Annotated in this window: 16 protein-coding genes; 14 read left to right on the forward strand and 2 right to left on the reverse strand. The window is 62.0% G+C overall.

Features of this window, described 5'->3' with window-relative positions:
• Positions 1 to 85 precede the first annotated feature (85 nt).
• The 14 genes from glpA to GY33_RS21240 all read left to right on the forward strand — a co-directional run bounded on the left by glpA (position 86) and on the right by GY33_RS21240 (position 13,902).
• The gene (gene glpA, locus GY33_RS0108630; protein ID WP_326923844.1) at positions 86 to 1,702 is read left to right on the forward strand and encodes an anaerobic glycerol-3-phosphate dehydrogenase subunit A; all 1,617 of its coding nucleotides are present in this window, start codon (positions 86 to 88) and stop codon (positions 1,700 to 1,702) included.
• The gene (gene glpB / locus GY33_RS0108635; RefSeq protein WP_031386950.1) at positions 1,695 to 2,984 is read left to right on the forward strand and encodes a glycerol-3-phosphate dehydrogenase subunit GlpB; all 1,290 of its coding nucleotides are present in this window, start codon (positions 1,695 to 1,697) and stop codon (positions 2,982 to 2,984) included. The genes glpA and glpB overlap by 8 nt, the downstream gene beginning before the upstream one ends.
• 79 nt (positions 2,985 to 3,063) lie before the next feature.
• On the forward strand, positions 3,064 to 4,014 hold the full coding sequence (gene phnD, locus GY33_RS0108640; protein ID WP_051822437.1) for a phosphate/phosphite/phosphonate ABC transporter substrate-binding protein: 951 nt from the start codon (positions 3,064 to 3,066) through the stop codon (positions 4,012 to 4,014).
• 115 nt (positions 4,015 to 4,129) lie between these two features.
• Positions 4,130 to 4,924, forward strand: a complete 795-nt coding sequence (phnC, locus tag GY33_RS0108645) for a phosphonate ABC transporter ATP-binding protein (protein WP_031386952.1) — start codon at positions 4,130 to 4,132, stop codon at positions 4,922 to 4,924.
• On the forward strand, positions 4,921 to 5,706 hold the full coding sequence (gene phnE, locus GY33_RS0108650; protein WP_031386953.1) for a phosphonate ABC transporter, permease protein PhnE: 786 nt from the start codon (positions 4,921 to 4,923) through the stop codon (positions 5,704 to 5,706). Before phnC ends, phnE (GY33_RS0108650) begins: the two co-directional genes overlap by 4 nt.
• Positions 5,699 to 6,490, forward strand: a complete 792-nt coding sequence (gene phnE, locus GY33_RS0108655; RefSeq protein ID WP_031386954.1) for a phosphonate ABC transporter, permease protein PhnE — start codon at positions 5,699 to 5,701, stop codon at positions 6,488 to 6,490. The genes phnE (GY33_RS0108650) and phnE (GY33_RS0108655) overlap by 8 nt, the downstream gene beginning before the upstream one ends.
• A gap of 3 nt (positions 6,491 to 6,493) precedes the next feature.
• Positions 6,494 to 7,294, forward strand: a complete 801-nt coding sequence (locus tag GY33_RS0108660; protein WP_031386955.1) for an HAD-IIB family hydrolase — start codon at positions 6,494 to 6,496, stop codon at positions 7,292 to 7,294.
• A 326-nt stretch (positions 7,295 to 7,620) separates the two neighbouring features.
• On the forward strand, positions 7,621 to 8,685 hold the full coding sequence (fba, locus tag GY33_RS0108670; protein ID WP_031386957.1) for a class II fructose-bisphosphate aldolase: 1,065 nt from the start codon (positions 7,621 to 7,623) through the stop codon (positions 8,683 to 8,685).
• Between the two features lie 12 nt (positions 8,686 to 8,697).
• Complete coding sequence (locus GY33_RS0108675; protein ID WP_031386958.1) at positions 8,698 to 8,910, forward strand: hypothetical protein; 213 nt, start codon at positions 8,698 to 8,700, stop codon at positions 8,908 to 8,910.
• A 266-nt stretch (positions 8,911 to 9,176) separates the two neighbouring features.
• Positions 9,177 to 10,439, forward strand: coding sequence for an MFS transporter (locus GY33_RS0108680; protein WP_035271681.1), 1,263 nt, complete (start codon positions 9,177 to 9,179; stop codon positions 10,437 to 10,439).
• A gap of 286 nt (positions 10,440 to 10,725) precedes the next feature.
• Complete coding sequence (serS, locus tag GY33_RS0108685; RefSeq protein WP_031386960.1) at positions 10,726 to 12,006, forward strand: serine--tRNA ligase; 1,281 nt, start codon at positions 10,726 to 10,728, stop codon at positions 12,004 to 12,006.
• A 250-nt stretch (positions 12,007 to 12,256) separates the two neighbouring features.
• Positions 12,257 to 13,450 (forward strand): ABC transporter ATP-binding protein, encoded by a 1,194-nt coding sequence (locus tag GY33_RS0108695; RefSeq protein ID WP_051822439.1) that lies wholly within the window; start codon positions 12,257 to 12,259, stop codon positions 13,448 to 13,450.
• 102 nt (positions 13,451 to 13,552) lie between these two features.
• On the forward strand, positions 13,553 to 13,720 hold the full coding sequence (locus tag GY33_RS21235) for a hypothetical protein (protein ID WP_153304583.1): 168 nt from the start codon (positions 13,553 to 13,555) through the stop codon (positions 13,718 to 13,720).
• Positions 13,721 to 13,731: 11 nt separating this feature from the next.
• Entirely contained in the window at positions 13,732 to 13,902 is a 171-nt protein-coding gene (locus GY33_RS21240) for a hypothetical protein (RefSeq protein ID WP_153304584.1), read from the forward strand.
• 236 nt (positions 13,903 to 14,138) lie between these two features.
• Here GY33_RS21240 and GY33_RS0108710 read toward each other — a convergent pair whose 3' ends face one another.
• The gene (locus GY33_RS0108710) at positions 14,139 to 14,915 is read right to left on the reverse strand and encodes an ABC transporter permease (RefSeq protein WP_031386963.1); all 777 of its coding nucleotides are present in this window, start codon (positions 14,913 to 14,915) and stop codon (positions 14,139 to 14,141) included.
• The gene (locus GY33_RS0108715) at positions 14,912 to 15,553 is read right to left on the reverse strand and encodes an ABC transporter ATP-binding protein (protein ID WP_031386964.1); all 642 of its coding nucleotides are present in this window, start codon (positions 15,551 to 15,553) and stop codon (positions 14,912 to 14,914) included. The genes GY33_RS0108710 and GY33_RS0108715 overlap by 4 nt, the downstream gene beginning before the upstream one ends.
• Between the last annotated feature and the right edge of the window lie 166 nt (positions 15,554 to 15,719).

The following is a 15,719-nucleotide window of genomic DNA, read 5'->3' on the forward strand; positions in this document are numbered from 1 at the left end:
TTTCCTGAGGCAATGGTTGTGCATATTCCCCGGCTCGGATAGATACGGCTCATTTCATCATCTCAACTTCATGATAAGCAGAGCCATGCAACAGATGCAAACGGATGTACTGATCATCGGCGCGGGGGCCGTGGGCACGGGGATTGCCCGTGATTTGGCCTTGCGGGGAGTTTCCTCCGTGGTCGTCGAACGCGGGGACATCAATTCCGGAGCCTCCGGGGGCAATCACGGGTTGCTGCACAGCGGGGGGCGGTACGTGGCCGGGGACGTTCATTCCGCCAGGGAGTGCCGGGAGGAGAACGAACTCCTGAAGCGTCTGGCCCCCCAATGCATCGAGGAGTGTGGCGGGCTCTACGTTGCCGTGGCCGGTGACGACGAGCGGTATATCGCGGATTTTCCGGGATGGTGCGAGGCCGCGGGGATTCAGACGCAAAGCGTCGCACCGGCCGATGCCCGGAGCATGGAGCCCGCTCTGAGCGAGAATCTGATCGCCGCCTACACCCTGCCCGACGCCTCTCTGGACCCGTTCCGCCTTTCCCTGGAAAATCTGGCCCATGCCAAGGCCCTGGCCGGGAGCACCCTGCTGACCCGGACCGCGGTTGACGGCTTTGAGCTGGATCGCGGCCGGATTGCCCGGGTTCACTTGAAGGATATGGCCCGGGGAGAGACCCGGACCGTCGAGGCCTCCCAGGTGATCAACGCCGCCGGGGCCTGGGCCGGGCGCGTTGCCGGACTTGTGAACTCCAGGGTCGGAACGTCGATTCCCCTGCTGTGCTCCCAGGGAACCCTGCTGGTGACCCACGACCGGTTGTCCGAGCGGGTCATTCATCGTCTCAGGCCCCCAGGAGACGGCGATATTCTCGTTCCCGGAGGCACGGTTTCCATTCTGGGAACCACCAGCGTGACCATCCCGGACCCCGATCTGGCCAGGCCCTCTGTTCGGGAGGTGGACGTCAACCTGACCAACGGCGCGGAAATGGCCCCGATTTTAGCCTCGACCAGGTATGTTCGGGCTTACTGCGGCGTTCGCCCGCTCCTCGCGGACGACGGTTCTTCCGAGGCGGACCGGGATGGGCGGTCCGCAAGCCGGGGCTTCCTGCTTTTTGATCATGAAAACGTCGGATTGGGCAATTTCTGTTCCGTGGTCGGGGGCAAGTTGACCACCTATCGGTTGATGGCTGAACAGACCGTTGACCTGGTCTGCGGCCGCCTGGGCAACAGCACCGCCTGCCGGACCAGGGAAGTACCGTTGCCGGTCATGGACGCCTGCTCCTGGACCGAGCCGGGGCGCTCGGCCAAGGTCTGGGTCATGGGGCACGCCTCGGACGACGAGATTCTTTGCGAGTGCGAGTTGGTCTCGGCCAGCGCCGTGGATGGCCTGCTGCAAGACTGCCGCGACATTTTTCCCGATCCTGACCTCCAGCTCCTGGGCAAGCGCAGTCGGATCGGCAAGGGGGCCTGCCAGGGGGCGTTTTGCGGTTTGCGCGTGGCATCGCACCTTTATGACACCGGGGCGCTGTCCTCGCGGCGCGGGCTGGGGGCCATGCGTGTTTTTTTTCAGGAACGCTTCAAGGGCCAGCGCCCGATTCTCTGGGGGGCGCAAATGGTTCAATCGGAACTCGCCGAAGCCCTGCACTGCGGTTTGCTGGGCCTGGAATTTCCGGCTCCAGAGTCCCCGGAGGTCGAATTGTCACATGAATGACATGATGCAGTGCGATCTAGCCATTATTGGAACGGGCATCGCGGGCATGGCCGCCGCTGTTTTCGCCGCCAACCGGGGGTTGTCCGTGGTCCAGGCCGGGAGCACCGGAGCTCTGGCCTATACCAGCGGCGTTTTCGACGTCCTCGGGGCGTTGCCATCGGAGACCGCGGGCGGTCGGCCCACGGTGGTCCGCAAGCCCTTTGCCGCGATGGCGGACCTGTTCCGGATCGAGCCGGGACATCCCTATGCAGGGGTGCCCGCTGAGGAGATTCGGGCGGCTTTCGCGGAAGTTTCGGCATTTCTGGCGGACATCGGACTGCCCTACCAAACAGGCGGGGACGATAACTATCGCCTGCCGACCCCGGCCGGCACGGTCAAGCACTCCTGGTGCGTTCCGGAGACAGCCCTGGCCGGCTGCCTGGCCCTGGAGAGCGGCAAACCTGCCTTGATCGTCGCCCTGCATGGCTTGAAGGGCTTTTCGTCCAGGCAGATTGCCGCGAATCTCGCCGAAGTCTGGCCGGGTCTCCAGCCCGTGTCCGTCCCCATGCCCGGCCACACGGGGGGCGAATTGTATCCGGAGCAGGCGGCCCGGATGCTGGAGACGGCTTCGGCGCGAAAAGCCCTGGCCGAAGTGGTGGCCCCGCACGTCCGCGGCGTGGAGGCCGTCGGGTTTCCGGCCGTGCTGGGCATGCACCGCCCCGGAGATGTGACCCGCGACTTGGCCGAGCGTCTCGGTGTGCCGGTGTTTGAAATCCCGACCATGCCCCCGGGAGTGCCCGGAATCCGGCTGAAGGAAGCCTTTGAGAGCGCCTTGCCGGAGCGCGGGGTGGCCCTGTTTTGCCAGCAGAAAATGTCCGGTATCGTGCCGGAACCGGCTGACCCGTTTGTCCTGCGGATCACCGGGCAGCCCGTGGAGCGCGAAGTGCGCGCCGCCAAAGTGTTGCTCTGCTCGGGCCGGTTTCTGGGAGGCGGGTTGGCGGCCCGCCAGGATCTGGGCATTGTGGAGACGGTCTTCGACCTTGCGGTCCGGCAGCCGGAGAGCCGTTCCGGATGGCATCGACAGGACTATTTTGATCCACGCGGTCACCCGGTGCACAGGACGGGTTTGGCCGTTGACCAGCAGTTTCGTCCCTTGGCCAAGGACGGGCGTCCGGTCCACCCAGGCTTGCACGCGGCAGGATCAATCCTGGCCCACCAGGACTGGATTCGGATGAAGTGCGGCGCCGGAGTGGCTATTGCCACGGCCTACAAGGCCGTGGAAGCCCTACGGCGGGGCCGGTGAGAAAAATGATGACCTGATCCGCTTTTCCGGTTAGAGAAGGGCGATCATCAACACGTCAACCCCACAACAAGGAGTGAGCATGATGAGAAAGTTGTTCGGCTTTATGGCGATGATCCTGATTCTGGCCTTGGCCCATCCCGGCTTCGCCCAGGTCTGCGAGCATCGCGGCAATCTGGACGAGCGGTTCTGCGACAACGATAGGGATTTGGTCGCCGACTTGCTGCCCGCGGGGCAGTGCAAGGATCCTTCTACCCTGGTCTTCACCTATACCCCGGTTGAAGATCCGGCGGTGTACCAGGACGTGTTCTCGGATTTCATGAGCTATCTGGAAAAGGCCACCGGCAAAAAGGTCATCTACTACACGGTGCACTCCAACGCGGCCCAGGTTGAAGCCATGCGCTCCGGTCGGCTGCATGTGGCCGGATTCTCCACCGGCCCGACGGTTTTTGCTGTAAATCTGGCCGGATACGTGCCCATCGCGGTCAAGGGCGGTCCGGAAGGTTTTCAGGGTTACAACCTGATCGTGCTGGTCAAGCAGGACAGCCCGATCCAGACCATGGAAGACCTCAAGGGCAAAACCGTGGCCCATACCTCGGCTTCCTCCAATTCCGGCAACCTGGCCCCCCGTGTGCTGTTCCCGGAACTGGGCGTCACCCCGGATGAGGACTACAAGGTCGTCTACTCGGGCAAGCACGACCAGTCCGTGCTGGGCGTGGCCCACGGCGACTACGAGGCCGCTCCGGTGGCCTCGGACGTTTACGAGCGGATGCTCCGTGCCGGACGCGTCCAGGAAGGACAGCTGCGGACCATCTACACCAGCGAGAAGTTCCCCACGTCCTCCTTCGGCTATGCCAGCGAACTCTGTCCGGAGCTGGTCCAGAAGATCGTCGGCGCCTTCCACACTTATCGCTACACCGACAAGATGAAGGAAGCCTTTGACGGCGCGGACCGGTTCTATCCCGTGACCTACAAGGTGGACTGGGGCATCATCCGGACCATCAACGAGGCCCTGGGCGAGACGCTGCAGTAATTTCAGGTGGTAGGGGCGGTTCGCGAACCGCCCCTACTCATTAACTCTTAACGCCGGATGGAGCGGGCAAAAACGTCGCCCGCTCCTCTCGGCGCAAATCCGCGCAGGGGATATCGTGACGGAGCATTCCACGAAAGGAAGCGGGGGCAAGGCCCCAGCTTCCTTGATTGTTTCCAACCTGGTCAAGGCATACGTTCCGGGCAAGCCGGTCCTGAACGACGTTTCGTTTTCGGTCGGCGGGCAAACCACGGTGGCCATCATCGGGCCGTCCGGCACCGGGAAGTCCACGCTCTTGCGGTGCATCAACCGTCTGATCGATCCCACCGGAGGGACCATCAGCGTGGCCGGCCTTGAGCTGTCCAGGCTGTCCGGCAGGGCCCTGCGCGAGGCGCGCCGCCACATTGGGATGGTTTTTCAGGAGTTCAATCTGGTGGAGCGGTTGACGGTGATTGAAAACGTCCTCTGCGGCCGGTTGGGCTTCGTGCCGGTCTGGAGGGCTTTTTTGCGCAAGTTCGAGCAGGCCGACATCGACCGGGCCTTTGAGCTGATCGACAAGGTCGGATTGACGGACTTCGCCACCACTCGGGCCGACGCCCTCTCCGGAGGCCAACGCCAACGGGTGGGCATTGCCCGGGCCGTGATGCAGAACCCGGCCTTGCTCATGGCCGACGAACCCACGTCGTCACTGGACCCGAAGACCTCCGTGGAGATCATGGAGCTGCTCAACGACTTCTCCTCGTCCCAGGGCATCCCGGTATTGATCAACATTCATGACGTGAATCTGGCCAAACGCTTCGCGGACCGGGTCATCGGCATGTCCCAGGGGGCGATTATTTTCGACGGGCCTCCCAAGGAGCTGAGCGACACCCATCTGCAACAAATTTATGGCGGCGAGGGCTGGCTGACATGAGCGCGACCGCCTCGCGAAGACCCTTCAAGGCCAACTGGGGCGCGCGCATCGGCTGGGTCCTGCTGGCCCTGTACTGCGTTTACGCGACCTTGTCCCTGGATTTCACCTGGTCCCGCTTCGTGACTGGATTAGACAACGGGGCGAGGTTTCTGGGGGCCATGTTTCCGCCGGAGTTCACACGGTGGCGCATGCTGGTGGACAATCTGATCGAGACCGTGGAGATCGCGGTGATCGCCTCGGCTTTCGGCGTGGCCTTTTCCCTGCCCATCGGCTTGATCGCGGCCCGGAATCTGATGCCAACCTGGGCTACCTGGCCGGCTCGGACCCTGATCGCCATCTGCCGCTCTTTCCATCCGGTGATTTTCGCCATTCTGTTCGTCAAGGCCGTGGGCTTCGGGCCTTTGGCGGGCATCATCACTCTGGTCTTCGCCTCCATCGGCTTCATCGGCAAGCTCTTCGCCGAGGCCATCGAGGAGATCTCCCTGAAACCCGTGGAAGCCTGTCGGGCCGCGGGTGCGCCCTTCATGAGCGTGATCTTCATGGCCGTTCTGCCCCAGGTGCTGAACCGGTTCATCGGGTTCGCCACCTACCAGTTCGACGCGAACCTGCGCAATTCGACCATGGTCGGGATCGTGGGCGCCGGCGGCATCGGCGGGACCCTGTTCGCCGCGTTCCAGCGCTTTGACTACGACTTCCTGGCGGCCATTCTGCTTTCCATCATCGCCCTGGTCATGCTCGGTGAGTATCTGGCCTCCATCGTCAAGGCGGTGTTCAATGACTAGCCGCAAATGGCAACGCTTCACCCCCTTGCAGCGCCTAGCCCGGTTCAGCGTCTTTCTGGCCGCCGGGATCGCCTTGGCCGTATCCCTGCGCACGGTGCACGTCGTGCCCGAGTTTCTGTACGACGCCCCAAGCCAAATGGGGGACATGTTTTCCCGGATGTGGCCGCCGGCTACGGGGTATTACTGGACCGGCGTGCACAGCGCCCTGGTGGAGACCATGCACATCGCCGGGATGGGCACCATTCTGGCTCTGTTCCTGGCCCTGCCCGTGGCGCTGATGGCCGCCAGGAACATCACTCCGGTCCCGGCCCTGAACTGGCTGGCCAAGCTGATCCTGGTCTCCTCCCGTTCGGTGAACACCCTGGTATGGGCCATTTTGTTCGTGGCGGTCTTCGGTCCCGGAGCCCTGGCCGGGACCATCGCCATTGGTTTCCGGTCCATCGGCTTTTGCGGGAAACTGCTGGGCGAGGCCCTGGAAGAATGCAACCCCGGCCCCATCGAGGCACTCAAAGCCGCGGGCGCGCCTTGGACGAGCATCATTCTCAAAGGCTACTGGCCCCAGGTGGCCCCGGCCTTCTGGGGCATCAGCCTGTTTCGTTGGGACATCAATGTCCGCGAATCCGCGGTCATCGGCCTGGTGGGCGCGGGCGGCATCGGCATGGCCCTGGACACGGCCATCAACCTGTTCCGCTGGAACCAGGTGGCCTTGATTCTTTTGTGCATCTTCGCCATCGTGATCGTCGCGGAAATCGTGGTGACCAAGATTCGCCAACGCATTATTTAAGCCATGCGCCCCCTGCACCACATGCCCCGCGACACGGCCAGGGCCGTCCAGGTCGTGCTGACGGACATCGACGACACGTTGACCGACGACGGTCGACTGGGTGCCGCTGCTTATTCCGCCCTTGAGCGGCTCCAGGCTGCGGGGCTGATCGTCGTGCCCATCACGGGGCGGCCCGCGGGCTGGTGCGATCAGATCGCCAGGATGTGGCCCGTGGACGCGGTGGTGGGGGAAAACGGGGCCTTTTATTTCCGGTACGACCGCGAAAAACGGGCCATGATCCGGCGGTTCTTCAAGAGCGAGCCGGAGCGGGCCGCGGACCGGGAGCGTTTGGCCGGGCTGCGGGACGTGATCCTGGCCCAGGTTCCCGGGGCCGGACTGTCCGCGGACCAGGCCTACCGGGAAGCTGACCTGGCCATTGATTTTCGGGAGGACGTCCCCGCCTTGCCGCCGGAAGACGTGCGCCGGATCAAAGTCTTGTTCGAGCAGGCCGGGGCCCAGGCCAAGATCAGCTCCATCCACGTCAACGGCTGGTTCGGGGACTGGGACAAGCTGACCATGACCCGGCTGCTTCTGGCCGAGGCCTTTAACATGGACCTGGACGCTCTGGCGTCCAGAATCGTCTTTGCCGGGGACTCGCCCAACGACGCCCCGATGTTCGCCTTCTTCCCCCATGCCGTGGGCGTGGCCAATGTTTTGGATTTTGCCGGAGAACTGGAAGCCGAACCGGCCTGGGTCACGCCGTCACGGGGAGGCGCGGGATTCGTCGAGTTGGCCGAGCTGCTTCTTCTGGCCCGTCGCGATTGATCCGCCCGCTCCTTTGAAGCGTATCTCCGCCCTTGTCCAAGAACGGTCGGCTTCAATCGAAATCGAAATCGAAATCGGTATCGAAATCGGAAGGCAACGTATTCACCCTGCCTTGGAAGGATGCTTGTTCAAAATCGATTTCGATCACGATTTCGATTTCGATTTCGATATCAGCCCGGTCGAAATCGTGCCGTAGTGAAAATCGCGGCCCGCATTTACTTTAACCGCCCACCGACGTAGGATCGACAAGGTCCGTAACCAAACATCATCGGCTCGGAATCCGACACGGCGGTTTGTTCCGATCTTTTTCCTTTTGGAGGTATCTCATGGCATTGATTACATTACGGCAGTTGTTGGACCACGCGGCGGAGCACGGCTACGGCGTTCCCGCCTTCAACGTGAACAATCTGGAGCAGGTCCAGGCCATCATGTACGCGGCCAACGAGACCAACAGCCCGGTGATCCTGCAAAGCTCCGCCGGGGCGAGGAAGTACGCAGGGTCCGTGTTCATCCGCCATCTGATCCAGGCGGCCCTTGAAGAATGGCCGCATATTCCGCTGTGTCTGCACCAGGACCACGGAGCTTCTCCGGCGGTGTGCGCCCGGTCCATCCAGTCCGGCTTTTCCTCGGTGATGATGGACGGCTCACTGATGGACGACGGCAAGACGCCCTCCACCTACGAGTACAACGTTCAGGTCACGGCCCGTGTTGTTGAGATGGCCCATGCCTGCGGCGTGTCCGTGGAAGGCGAGCTGGGCGTTTTGGGGTCCCTGGAGACCGGAATCGCGGGCAAGGAAGACGGCGTGGGCGCGGAAGGCAAGCTGTCCCGGGAGCAGATGCTCACGGACCCGGAGCAGGCCGCGGACTTTGTGAAGAAGACCGGAGTGGACGCCCTGGCCATTGCCATCGGCACCAGTCACGGGGCCTACAAGTTCACCCGCCCGCCCAGCGGCGAGGTTCTGGCCATCAGCCGGATCAAGGAAATTCACGAGCGCATTCCGAACACCCACCTGGTCATGCACGGCTCCTCCTCCGTGCCCCAGGATTGGTTGGCCATTGTCAACGAATTCGGCGGGGATCTGGGCCAGACTTACGGCGTGCCGGTGGAGGAGATCCAGCAGGGCATCAAGTTCGGGGTACGCAAGATAAACATCGACACGGACCTGCGTCTGGCCTCCACCGGGGCGATCCGGCGGCACATGGCCCAGAAGCCCAAGGATTTCGACCCGCGCAAATACCTCGGCGTGGCCCGGGAAGCCATGAAGCAGATCTGCCTGGATCGCCTCCGGGCTTTCGGCACCGAAGGCTACGCCTCCAAAATCAAGCCGATGTCCATGGAAGTCATGGAAGAGCGCTATGCCAAGGGTGAGCTGGCCGCGCTGGTTCGGTAAAGAGAGAGGCTTATGAGCACATACACGGTTCGCACCGCCTGCCCGGACTGCGGGACGGAGCAGGAGCAAGCGCACACCGCCCAGGACATGGAGCGGCGATACGGCTCCGGCGGCAAGGTCACGGCCACCTGTCCGCAATGCGTCAAGGATTATGAAAACGAAATGCGCACGGCCTGCCTGGAATGGGACGAGGTCTGCCAGATGCAGACATCCCGTCGCGGATAGACCTTCAGGTTCCATCCGGGTATTCTCCAACGCCGCGCAAACGATGGTTTGCGCGGCGTTCGTCGTTTGGCAACTTTTCAGCGCATACGTCGCATGGGTGTTGAACCGCCCTGGATTCCGGCCTTCGCCGGAATGACGAGGAACAGTTCCCAAGTCAGTCATACCGGCGAAGGCCGGTATCCAAGGCGTTTTTGCTCAGATCATCTGGGTTGTTACGTCGTTTGTTTCCAAAACGCGTTGCTTGGCCTACGGTCCAGGATTTTCGCATGTCCCAGTCTCTCTCCCGCCACCTTCCAGCCGTCTTGAAGATCAACCCCCGGTTGGCCTTGTTCGCTCTGGGGGCCACGGCGGCTTCCGGATTCGGCCAGACGTTTTTCGTCTCGTTTTTTGGCGCGGAAATCCGACAGGCCTTTGACCTGACCCATACGGCCTACGGCAGCCTGTATAGCGGGGCCACGCTGTGCAGCGCCCTGCTGCTCCTGCGGTTCGGCGGCCTGGTGGATACCTGTACCCTGCCCAGGGTGACGGCCCTGGCCATCGGCATTCTGGCCGGAGGGTGCCTGCTGGTCGGGTTTGCTCCGGGCGCGCTGGTTCTGGCCGCTGGATTTGTCTGCATTCGCTTCGGCGGACAGGGCATGATGTCGCATATCGGGATGACCACCGCGGCCCGGTACTTCGCGGCCCATCGCGGCCGGGCCGTGGCCCTGGCGGCCATGGGGTTTCCCCTGGCAGAGGCCGTTTTACCGGCCGGAGCGGCACTGCTTCTGCTCTGGGTTGGCTGGCGGGTGCCCTGGGTCGTGGGGGCGGGCCTGCTGTGTCTGCTGATCCTGCCGGTGCTGACTTTTTTATCCCGCGGTGCGCCGTCGGCCCATGAAGTCGCCTCCAAGGACCACTCAGAGGCGAGTCCGGGCACGAATTTGGGCACGGACCGCAGCCGGTTCAGCCGCCGGGACGTGCTTCGCGACCCCGGATACTACCTGATCCTCCCCGCCACGCTGCTGACCCCGTTCACGGTCACGGCCCTGTTTTTTCATCAAATGGCCTTTGCCGATGAACTGGGCTGGTCCCTGGAACTGCTGGCCGCCGGGTTTTCCGTCTACGCGGCCTGCCACCTCGGCGCGTTGTTCGTTGCCGGGCCGATGGTGGATCGCCTGGGCGCGGCCCGTGCCCTGCCTCTGGCCCTGGTCCCGATCGTCACCGGCCTGGTGCTGCTGGCCTCGGTTCCCTCTCCATTGATCGTTTATGCCTATCTGGGAATGGTCGGGGCCACCCAGGGGCTGGCCGCCACGGTATCCGGCGCGATCTGGGCGGAACGCTACGGCGTCCTGCACCTGGGCGCGATCCGCTCCATGAACCAGGCGGTCATGGTCGTGTCCACGGCGGTATCCCCGATCCTGCTGGGATTCTTTCTGGATAAGCATGTCGGGATCGCGACCTTGGCGCTGTGGCTGGCCGGGTGCGCGGCCCTGGCCGCGCTGTTGGCCAGGCTGGGGGCCTGGCTGGAAGGGCGAAAGCTGGGGGAAGCGTGAACGCGTTGAGGCCGCGAATTTCCGGACTCGGAGAGGCCCAGGACCAGTTTGTTCACTGCAAAATCTCAATAACTTCAGAGTGATCGAAATCGAAATCGCTATCGAAATCGGAAAATTAGCAGGAGTCGATTTCGATCACGATTTCGATTTCGATACCGATTCAGAACGCCCGTAGTGCGAGAACAAATCTGCCCTGCGGAGAGGTGTGGCGCGGTTGCGGCACGGGGCCTGGGGTGGTAGACGCTGGCTCTTTACCATGACAACAAGACCGTTATGAGGATAGTCCATGCTTGATGTAAAAATGATCCGTCAGTCTCCGGACCGGGTGCGCAAGGCCCTGGACGACCGGGGGGCCGAGGTCGATCTGGAGACCTTTCTGGCCCTGGAAGAACAGCGTCGCACGCTTTTGCAGGAAGTGGAGGGGCTCAAGGCCCGGCGCAACCAGGCTTCGGGCGAGGTAGCCAAGCTCAAGCGGGCCAAGGAGGACGCCTCGGCCTTGATCGAGGAGCTGTCCATTCTGTCCGACCGGGTCAAATCCCTGGACTCTGAACTGAAGGAACTGGATCAGCGTGTTCAAGACTGGCTGCTGGGCGTGCCCAACGTGCCCCACGATTCCGTGCCCCTGGGCCGAACCGAGGAGGACAACCCTGTTTTGCGCACCTGGGGCGAGCCCGTGCGTCCGGACTTCCCGCCCCTGGAACACTGGGATTTGGGAGCCCGTCTGCACGGTTTGGACTTTGAGCGCGCCGCCAAGATCACCGGAGCCCGGTTTGCCCTGCTGACCGGCTGGGCAGCCAGAATGGAGCGGGCCCTGATCAACTTCATGCTGGACCAGCATACAGTGGAACATGGCTATCTGGAATGCCTGCCGCCGTTCATCGTCAACCGGGACAGCTTGACCGGCACCGGCAATTTGCCGAAATTCGCCGAAGATCTGTTCAAGCTCGAAAAGACGGACTTTTTCCTGATCCCCACGGCCGAAGTGCCGGTGACCAACATCCATCGCGGAGAAATCCTGACCGAGGACGCCCTGCCCCTGGCCTATGCCGCCTACACGCCCTGCTTCCGCTCCGAGGCCGGTTCCCACGGCAGGGATACGAGGGGCCTGATCCGTCAGCACCAATTCAACAAGGTGGAGCTGGTCCGCTTCGCCAATCCGGACGCCTCCTACGCGGAGTTGGAACTGCTCTTGGGCCATGCCGAACGGATTTTGCAACTCCTGGAACTGCCCTACAGGGTGATCACCCTGTGCACCGGAGATATGGGTTTTTCCGCGGCCAAGACCTACGATATCGAGGTCTGGCTGCCGGGTCAGAACACCTACCGGGAAATCTCCTCCTGCTCCAACTTCGAGGACTTCCAGGCTCGACGGGCGGACATCCGCTTCAAGCCCACGGCCGGCGGCAAGCCCCGGTTCGTGCATACCCTGAACGGCTCGGGCCTGGCCGTGGGCCGAACATTGGTGGCCATCCTGGAAAATTGCCAGCGGCAAGACGGCAGCCTGGTCATCCCCCAAGCGTTGCGGCCTTATATGGGTGGGGCGGAAGTCGTGTTGCCGAGGTCATAGCGAACAGAGGGCAGGATTTTTGTGCTCTTTAGAATTGTAATGATTTCATTGTGGTAGGTTGCAGGGTGCTCAAAGGAAAGCCCCAGGGAGGGGCGACACCCAGCGAAATCGAAATCGCCGCTATCGCTATCGAAATCGGAAAGTTGCCGGAAATCGATTTCGATCACGATTTCGATTTCGATACCGATCTAGAGCTTCCGCGGTTCGAGAACAAAAAATTTCCTGGAACAGAGGGACATGAAAGGTAGACATGTACGCCATTGAAGCTGAAAACGTAGGCAAGCGCTATTATGTCCAAGGTGTAGGCCAGCAGACCCTGTTCAGCACCCTGTCCGGGGTGTTCAGCGGGGGGGGCAAGCAGGAATTCTGGGCCCTGCGCAACCTGAACTTCAAAATCCCCAAGGGCAAGACCGTGGGCGTGGTCGGTCCCAACGGCTCGGGCAAGAGCACTCTTCTGGGCCTTGTAGCCGGAACCATCACCCCCACCGAGGGCGTGCTCCGCACCCATGGCCGGATTTCTTCGCTTCTGGAGCTGGGCGCCGGGTTTCACCCCGACCTTTCGGGCCGGGAAAACGTTTTTCTCAACGCCTCGATCCTGGGCATCCCCCGGGACTACATCCAGAAGCGCTTCGACCACATCGTGGATTTCGCCGGGTTGCGGGACTTCATCGACACCCCGGTGAAGCACTACTCCAGCGGCATGTACGTGCGTCTGGGCTTTGCCGTGGCCGTGGAAATGGACCCGGACATCCTGCTCATCGACGAGGTCCTGGCCGTGGGCGACGCGGCCTTTCAGATGAAGTGCCTGGACCGGGTCCGGCAGTTCCAGAAGAAAGGCAAGACCCTGTTTCTGGTCTCCCATGCCCTGGAAACCGTTGGCGAGTTCTGCGACGATGTAATGCTGATCCACGACGGTCAACTTTTGGACCAGGGCGACCCGTCCACCGTGATTCTCAGCTACCTGAAATCCTACATGGTGCGTATCGGGATGCTTAACGTGGAGGAGCACGGCACCCGGGATGTGGAGATTGAGGAAACCCTGCTCCTGGACGATACCGGCACGGAGACGAATATCTTCGAGGCCGGCAGGGAGATGATCATTGAGGTACACTACAAGGCCAAGAAGCGGATCGACAAGCCGGTCTTCGGCTTCAACATCAAGACCGGGAACGGGATCTACGTCTTCGGCTCCAACACCCAGATTTCCAAGACGTCCATCGAATTCATCGACGGACGCGGAACCATGCGTCTGCGTATCGCGCCGTTGACCCTGAAAAGAGGCAACTTCTTTCTCTCCCTCTCCATCCATTCCTGGGACCACGCCACCCAGTTCCATCGCCGAGAGGATTGGTACCCCTTCGTCATCCGGGACGCCAGTGAATCTCCGGGACTGGTGCATCTGGACACGGAATGGCGGTTGGAGCCGGAACTCCCGGATGCTTGATTCGTTGGACTTTCCCGTCTCTTTTTCGCCTCCCCGTTACTGTTAAGCTGTTTCAGCGCATAAATGCCCCCTGGCCGTAACGGCCAGGGGGCGTTTATATTCATGCCTCCACTGCCAGCACACTTGCCCGCGGGCACCAAGATGTTCGTACTCTTTCTCGACGCCCAGGTTTGGGAGTGCCCGGGCCCGCGGCTGGTGGACTTTCTGGAGCCCGAGGCCTTTGCCCGGCGCATGGATCAACTGCTCAACACCGATTCACGGGAGGAATGATCATGGTCTAGGTGCAAGCGAACACAAACTTCTGTTTCAACTTCCCCTGGTGGGACCGCCTGTTCCGCACCTACCAGGACCAGCCCGTCCAGGGCCACGAACACATGCCCATCGGCCTGAACATCTTTCGGGACGTGAACTTCCAAAAACTCCGCAAGCTGCTGCTCATGCCGTTTGCGTGAGCGCCAGCCGGCTCCAGTCTGTCCATCCGTGGCACTGCATTACAATACCGCTCCCCTTGCCCAGGCTGATCAACAGGCCGCCCAGTGCGGAAATGATCACCACGGCCCAGGACGGGGCTTTTTCCAGCAGTACGAACCCCGTCAGGGCCAGGGCGAACTCATACGGGCCGTAGCCCGTCAGAACTCCTTGCTATTCAAAAAAACGGAAATACGTTCCTGAGCGGACGGCGTTCGTTTCACAGCAACTGGTCCTCTTTGTTGAAAAACGTGCGACAGCCCAACTGAAGCATGGTGATGATGGTCAGGGCCACGGCGCCGAGGATGCCGAGCATGATGGCGATCTGGTAGGCAATGGCCGTGGTCGGGACGGTGCCTGAGAGGATCTGGCCGGTCATCATCCCCGGCAGAAAGACGATGCCCATGCCGACCATGGAATTGATGGTCGGCATGATCGCCGAGTCAAAGGCCCCGTTGATGATTCCCCGGGTGGCGGCCTTGGGCGTGGCGCCGAGGATCAGGGCTTCCTCCACCAGATGTTTGCGAATGGTCATGCCCTCCAGCAGCGACTTCACGCCCAGGGAGATGCCGGTCATGGAATTGCCGATGATCATCCCGGCGATGGGCACGAAGTATCGCGGTTCGTACCAGGGCGTGACCCGCACCACCACCAGCAGGAAATAGACGATGCAGGTCAGGGTGCCGAAGCACATGGAAAAGGCCACGACCTTGCGCAGGGGAGTGGTCAGCCTGTCCCGGAATTTCCGGAATACCGTGTGGATCGCGAACGCTTCCATGACCACGATGATCAGGCCGGTGACGTACGGGCTCGGATTGTCGAACACGTAGACCAGCACGTACCCGACCAGGACGAGCTGCAGCGTCATGCGCAGCGAGGAGAGCACGATCTCCTTCTCGCGGCCGATGCCCCGGAAACGGACGATGGCCAGGACAATGAGCACGAAGATGTAGGCCAGGCCGACCTGGAGCATGGTCAGATCAATGACGTCGTTCATGAACGCGCCTCCTCTCGACGCACTTTCCCTCCGGACATCTCGATGATCGTGTCGGAGTACTTCCGGGCCACGGCCCTGGAATGGGTGACCATGATGATGGTCTTGCCCGCTGCCCGGACATGGGCCGTGAGCATGTCGAAGATCAGTTGTTCGGTTTCCTCGTCCAGGGCCGAGGAGGGTTCGTCCAGCAGATAGACCCGGGGCTCCAGCAGGAGCACCCGGGCCAGGGCCAGCCGCTGGCGCTCCCCGCCGGAAAGCTTGTCCGCCGCCTCGTCCAGGGATTTGGCCAGCCGGACCTGCTCCAGCAACCGCTTCAGAACTTCGTCGCCCGGCGGATCCTTTTCCTGAAACCGCGAGCCGGCCAGCAGATTGTCCCCCACCGTGCCCTCGAAGATCGCCGGACTCTGGGAAAGCATGACCACGTCGCGACGGTGGCGGACCGAGTCCCTTTGGCCCAGGTTCTCGCCCTGAAACAGGATGCGTCCGCGGGTGGGCGAGATCATCTTGTTCAGCAGTCGCAACACCGTGGTCTTGCCGCTGCCGCTGGCCCCCACCAGGGAGGTGACCTGCTCCGTACCGAGCACCAGGCGCGGCAGGTCCAGAATGTTGTCATAGTGCACGTCGATGAATTCAAACACCGTTGATCCTTCCTAACTGAGTGTTGAAAAAGTCCTTATCCGGCAGTCAGTTCAAAAACCCCAAGTGCAAGGAGCAAAAAAGCTATCCGGACACGTCCTGTGTCCGGCCCCTACGGGCTGTGGCTTCGCCACATTTTCGATTTGCCGTCCTGGCAATCGAATCAAG

The sequence above is a fragment of the Desulfonatronum thiodismutans genome (genome assembly GCF_000717475.1).
Lineage (GTDB): Bacteria > Desulfobacterota > Desulfovibrionia > Desulfovibrionales > Desulfonatronaceae > Desulfonatronum > Desulfonatronum thiodismutans.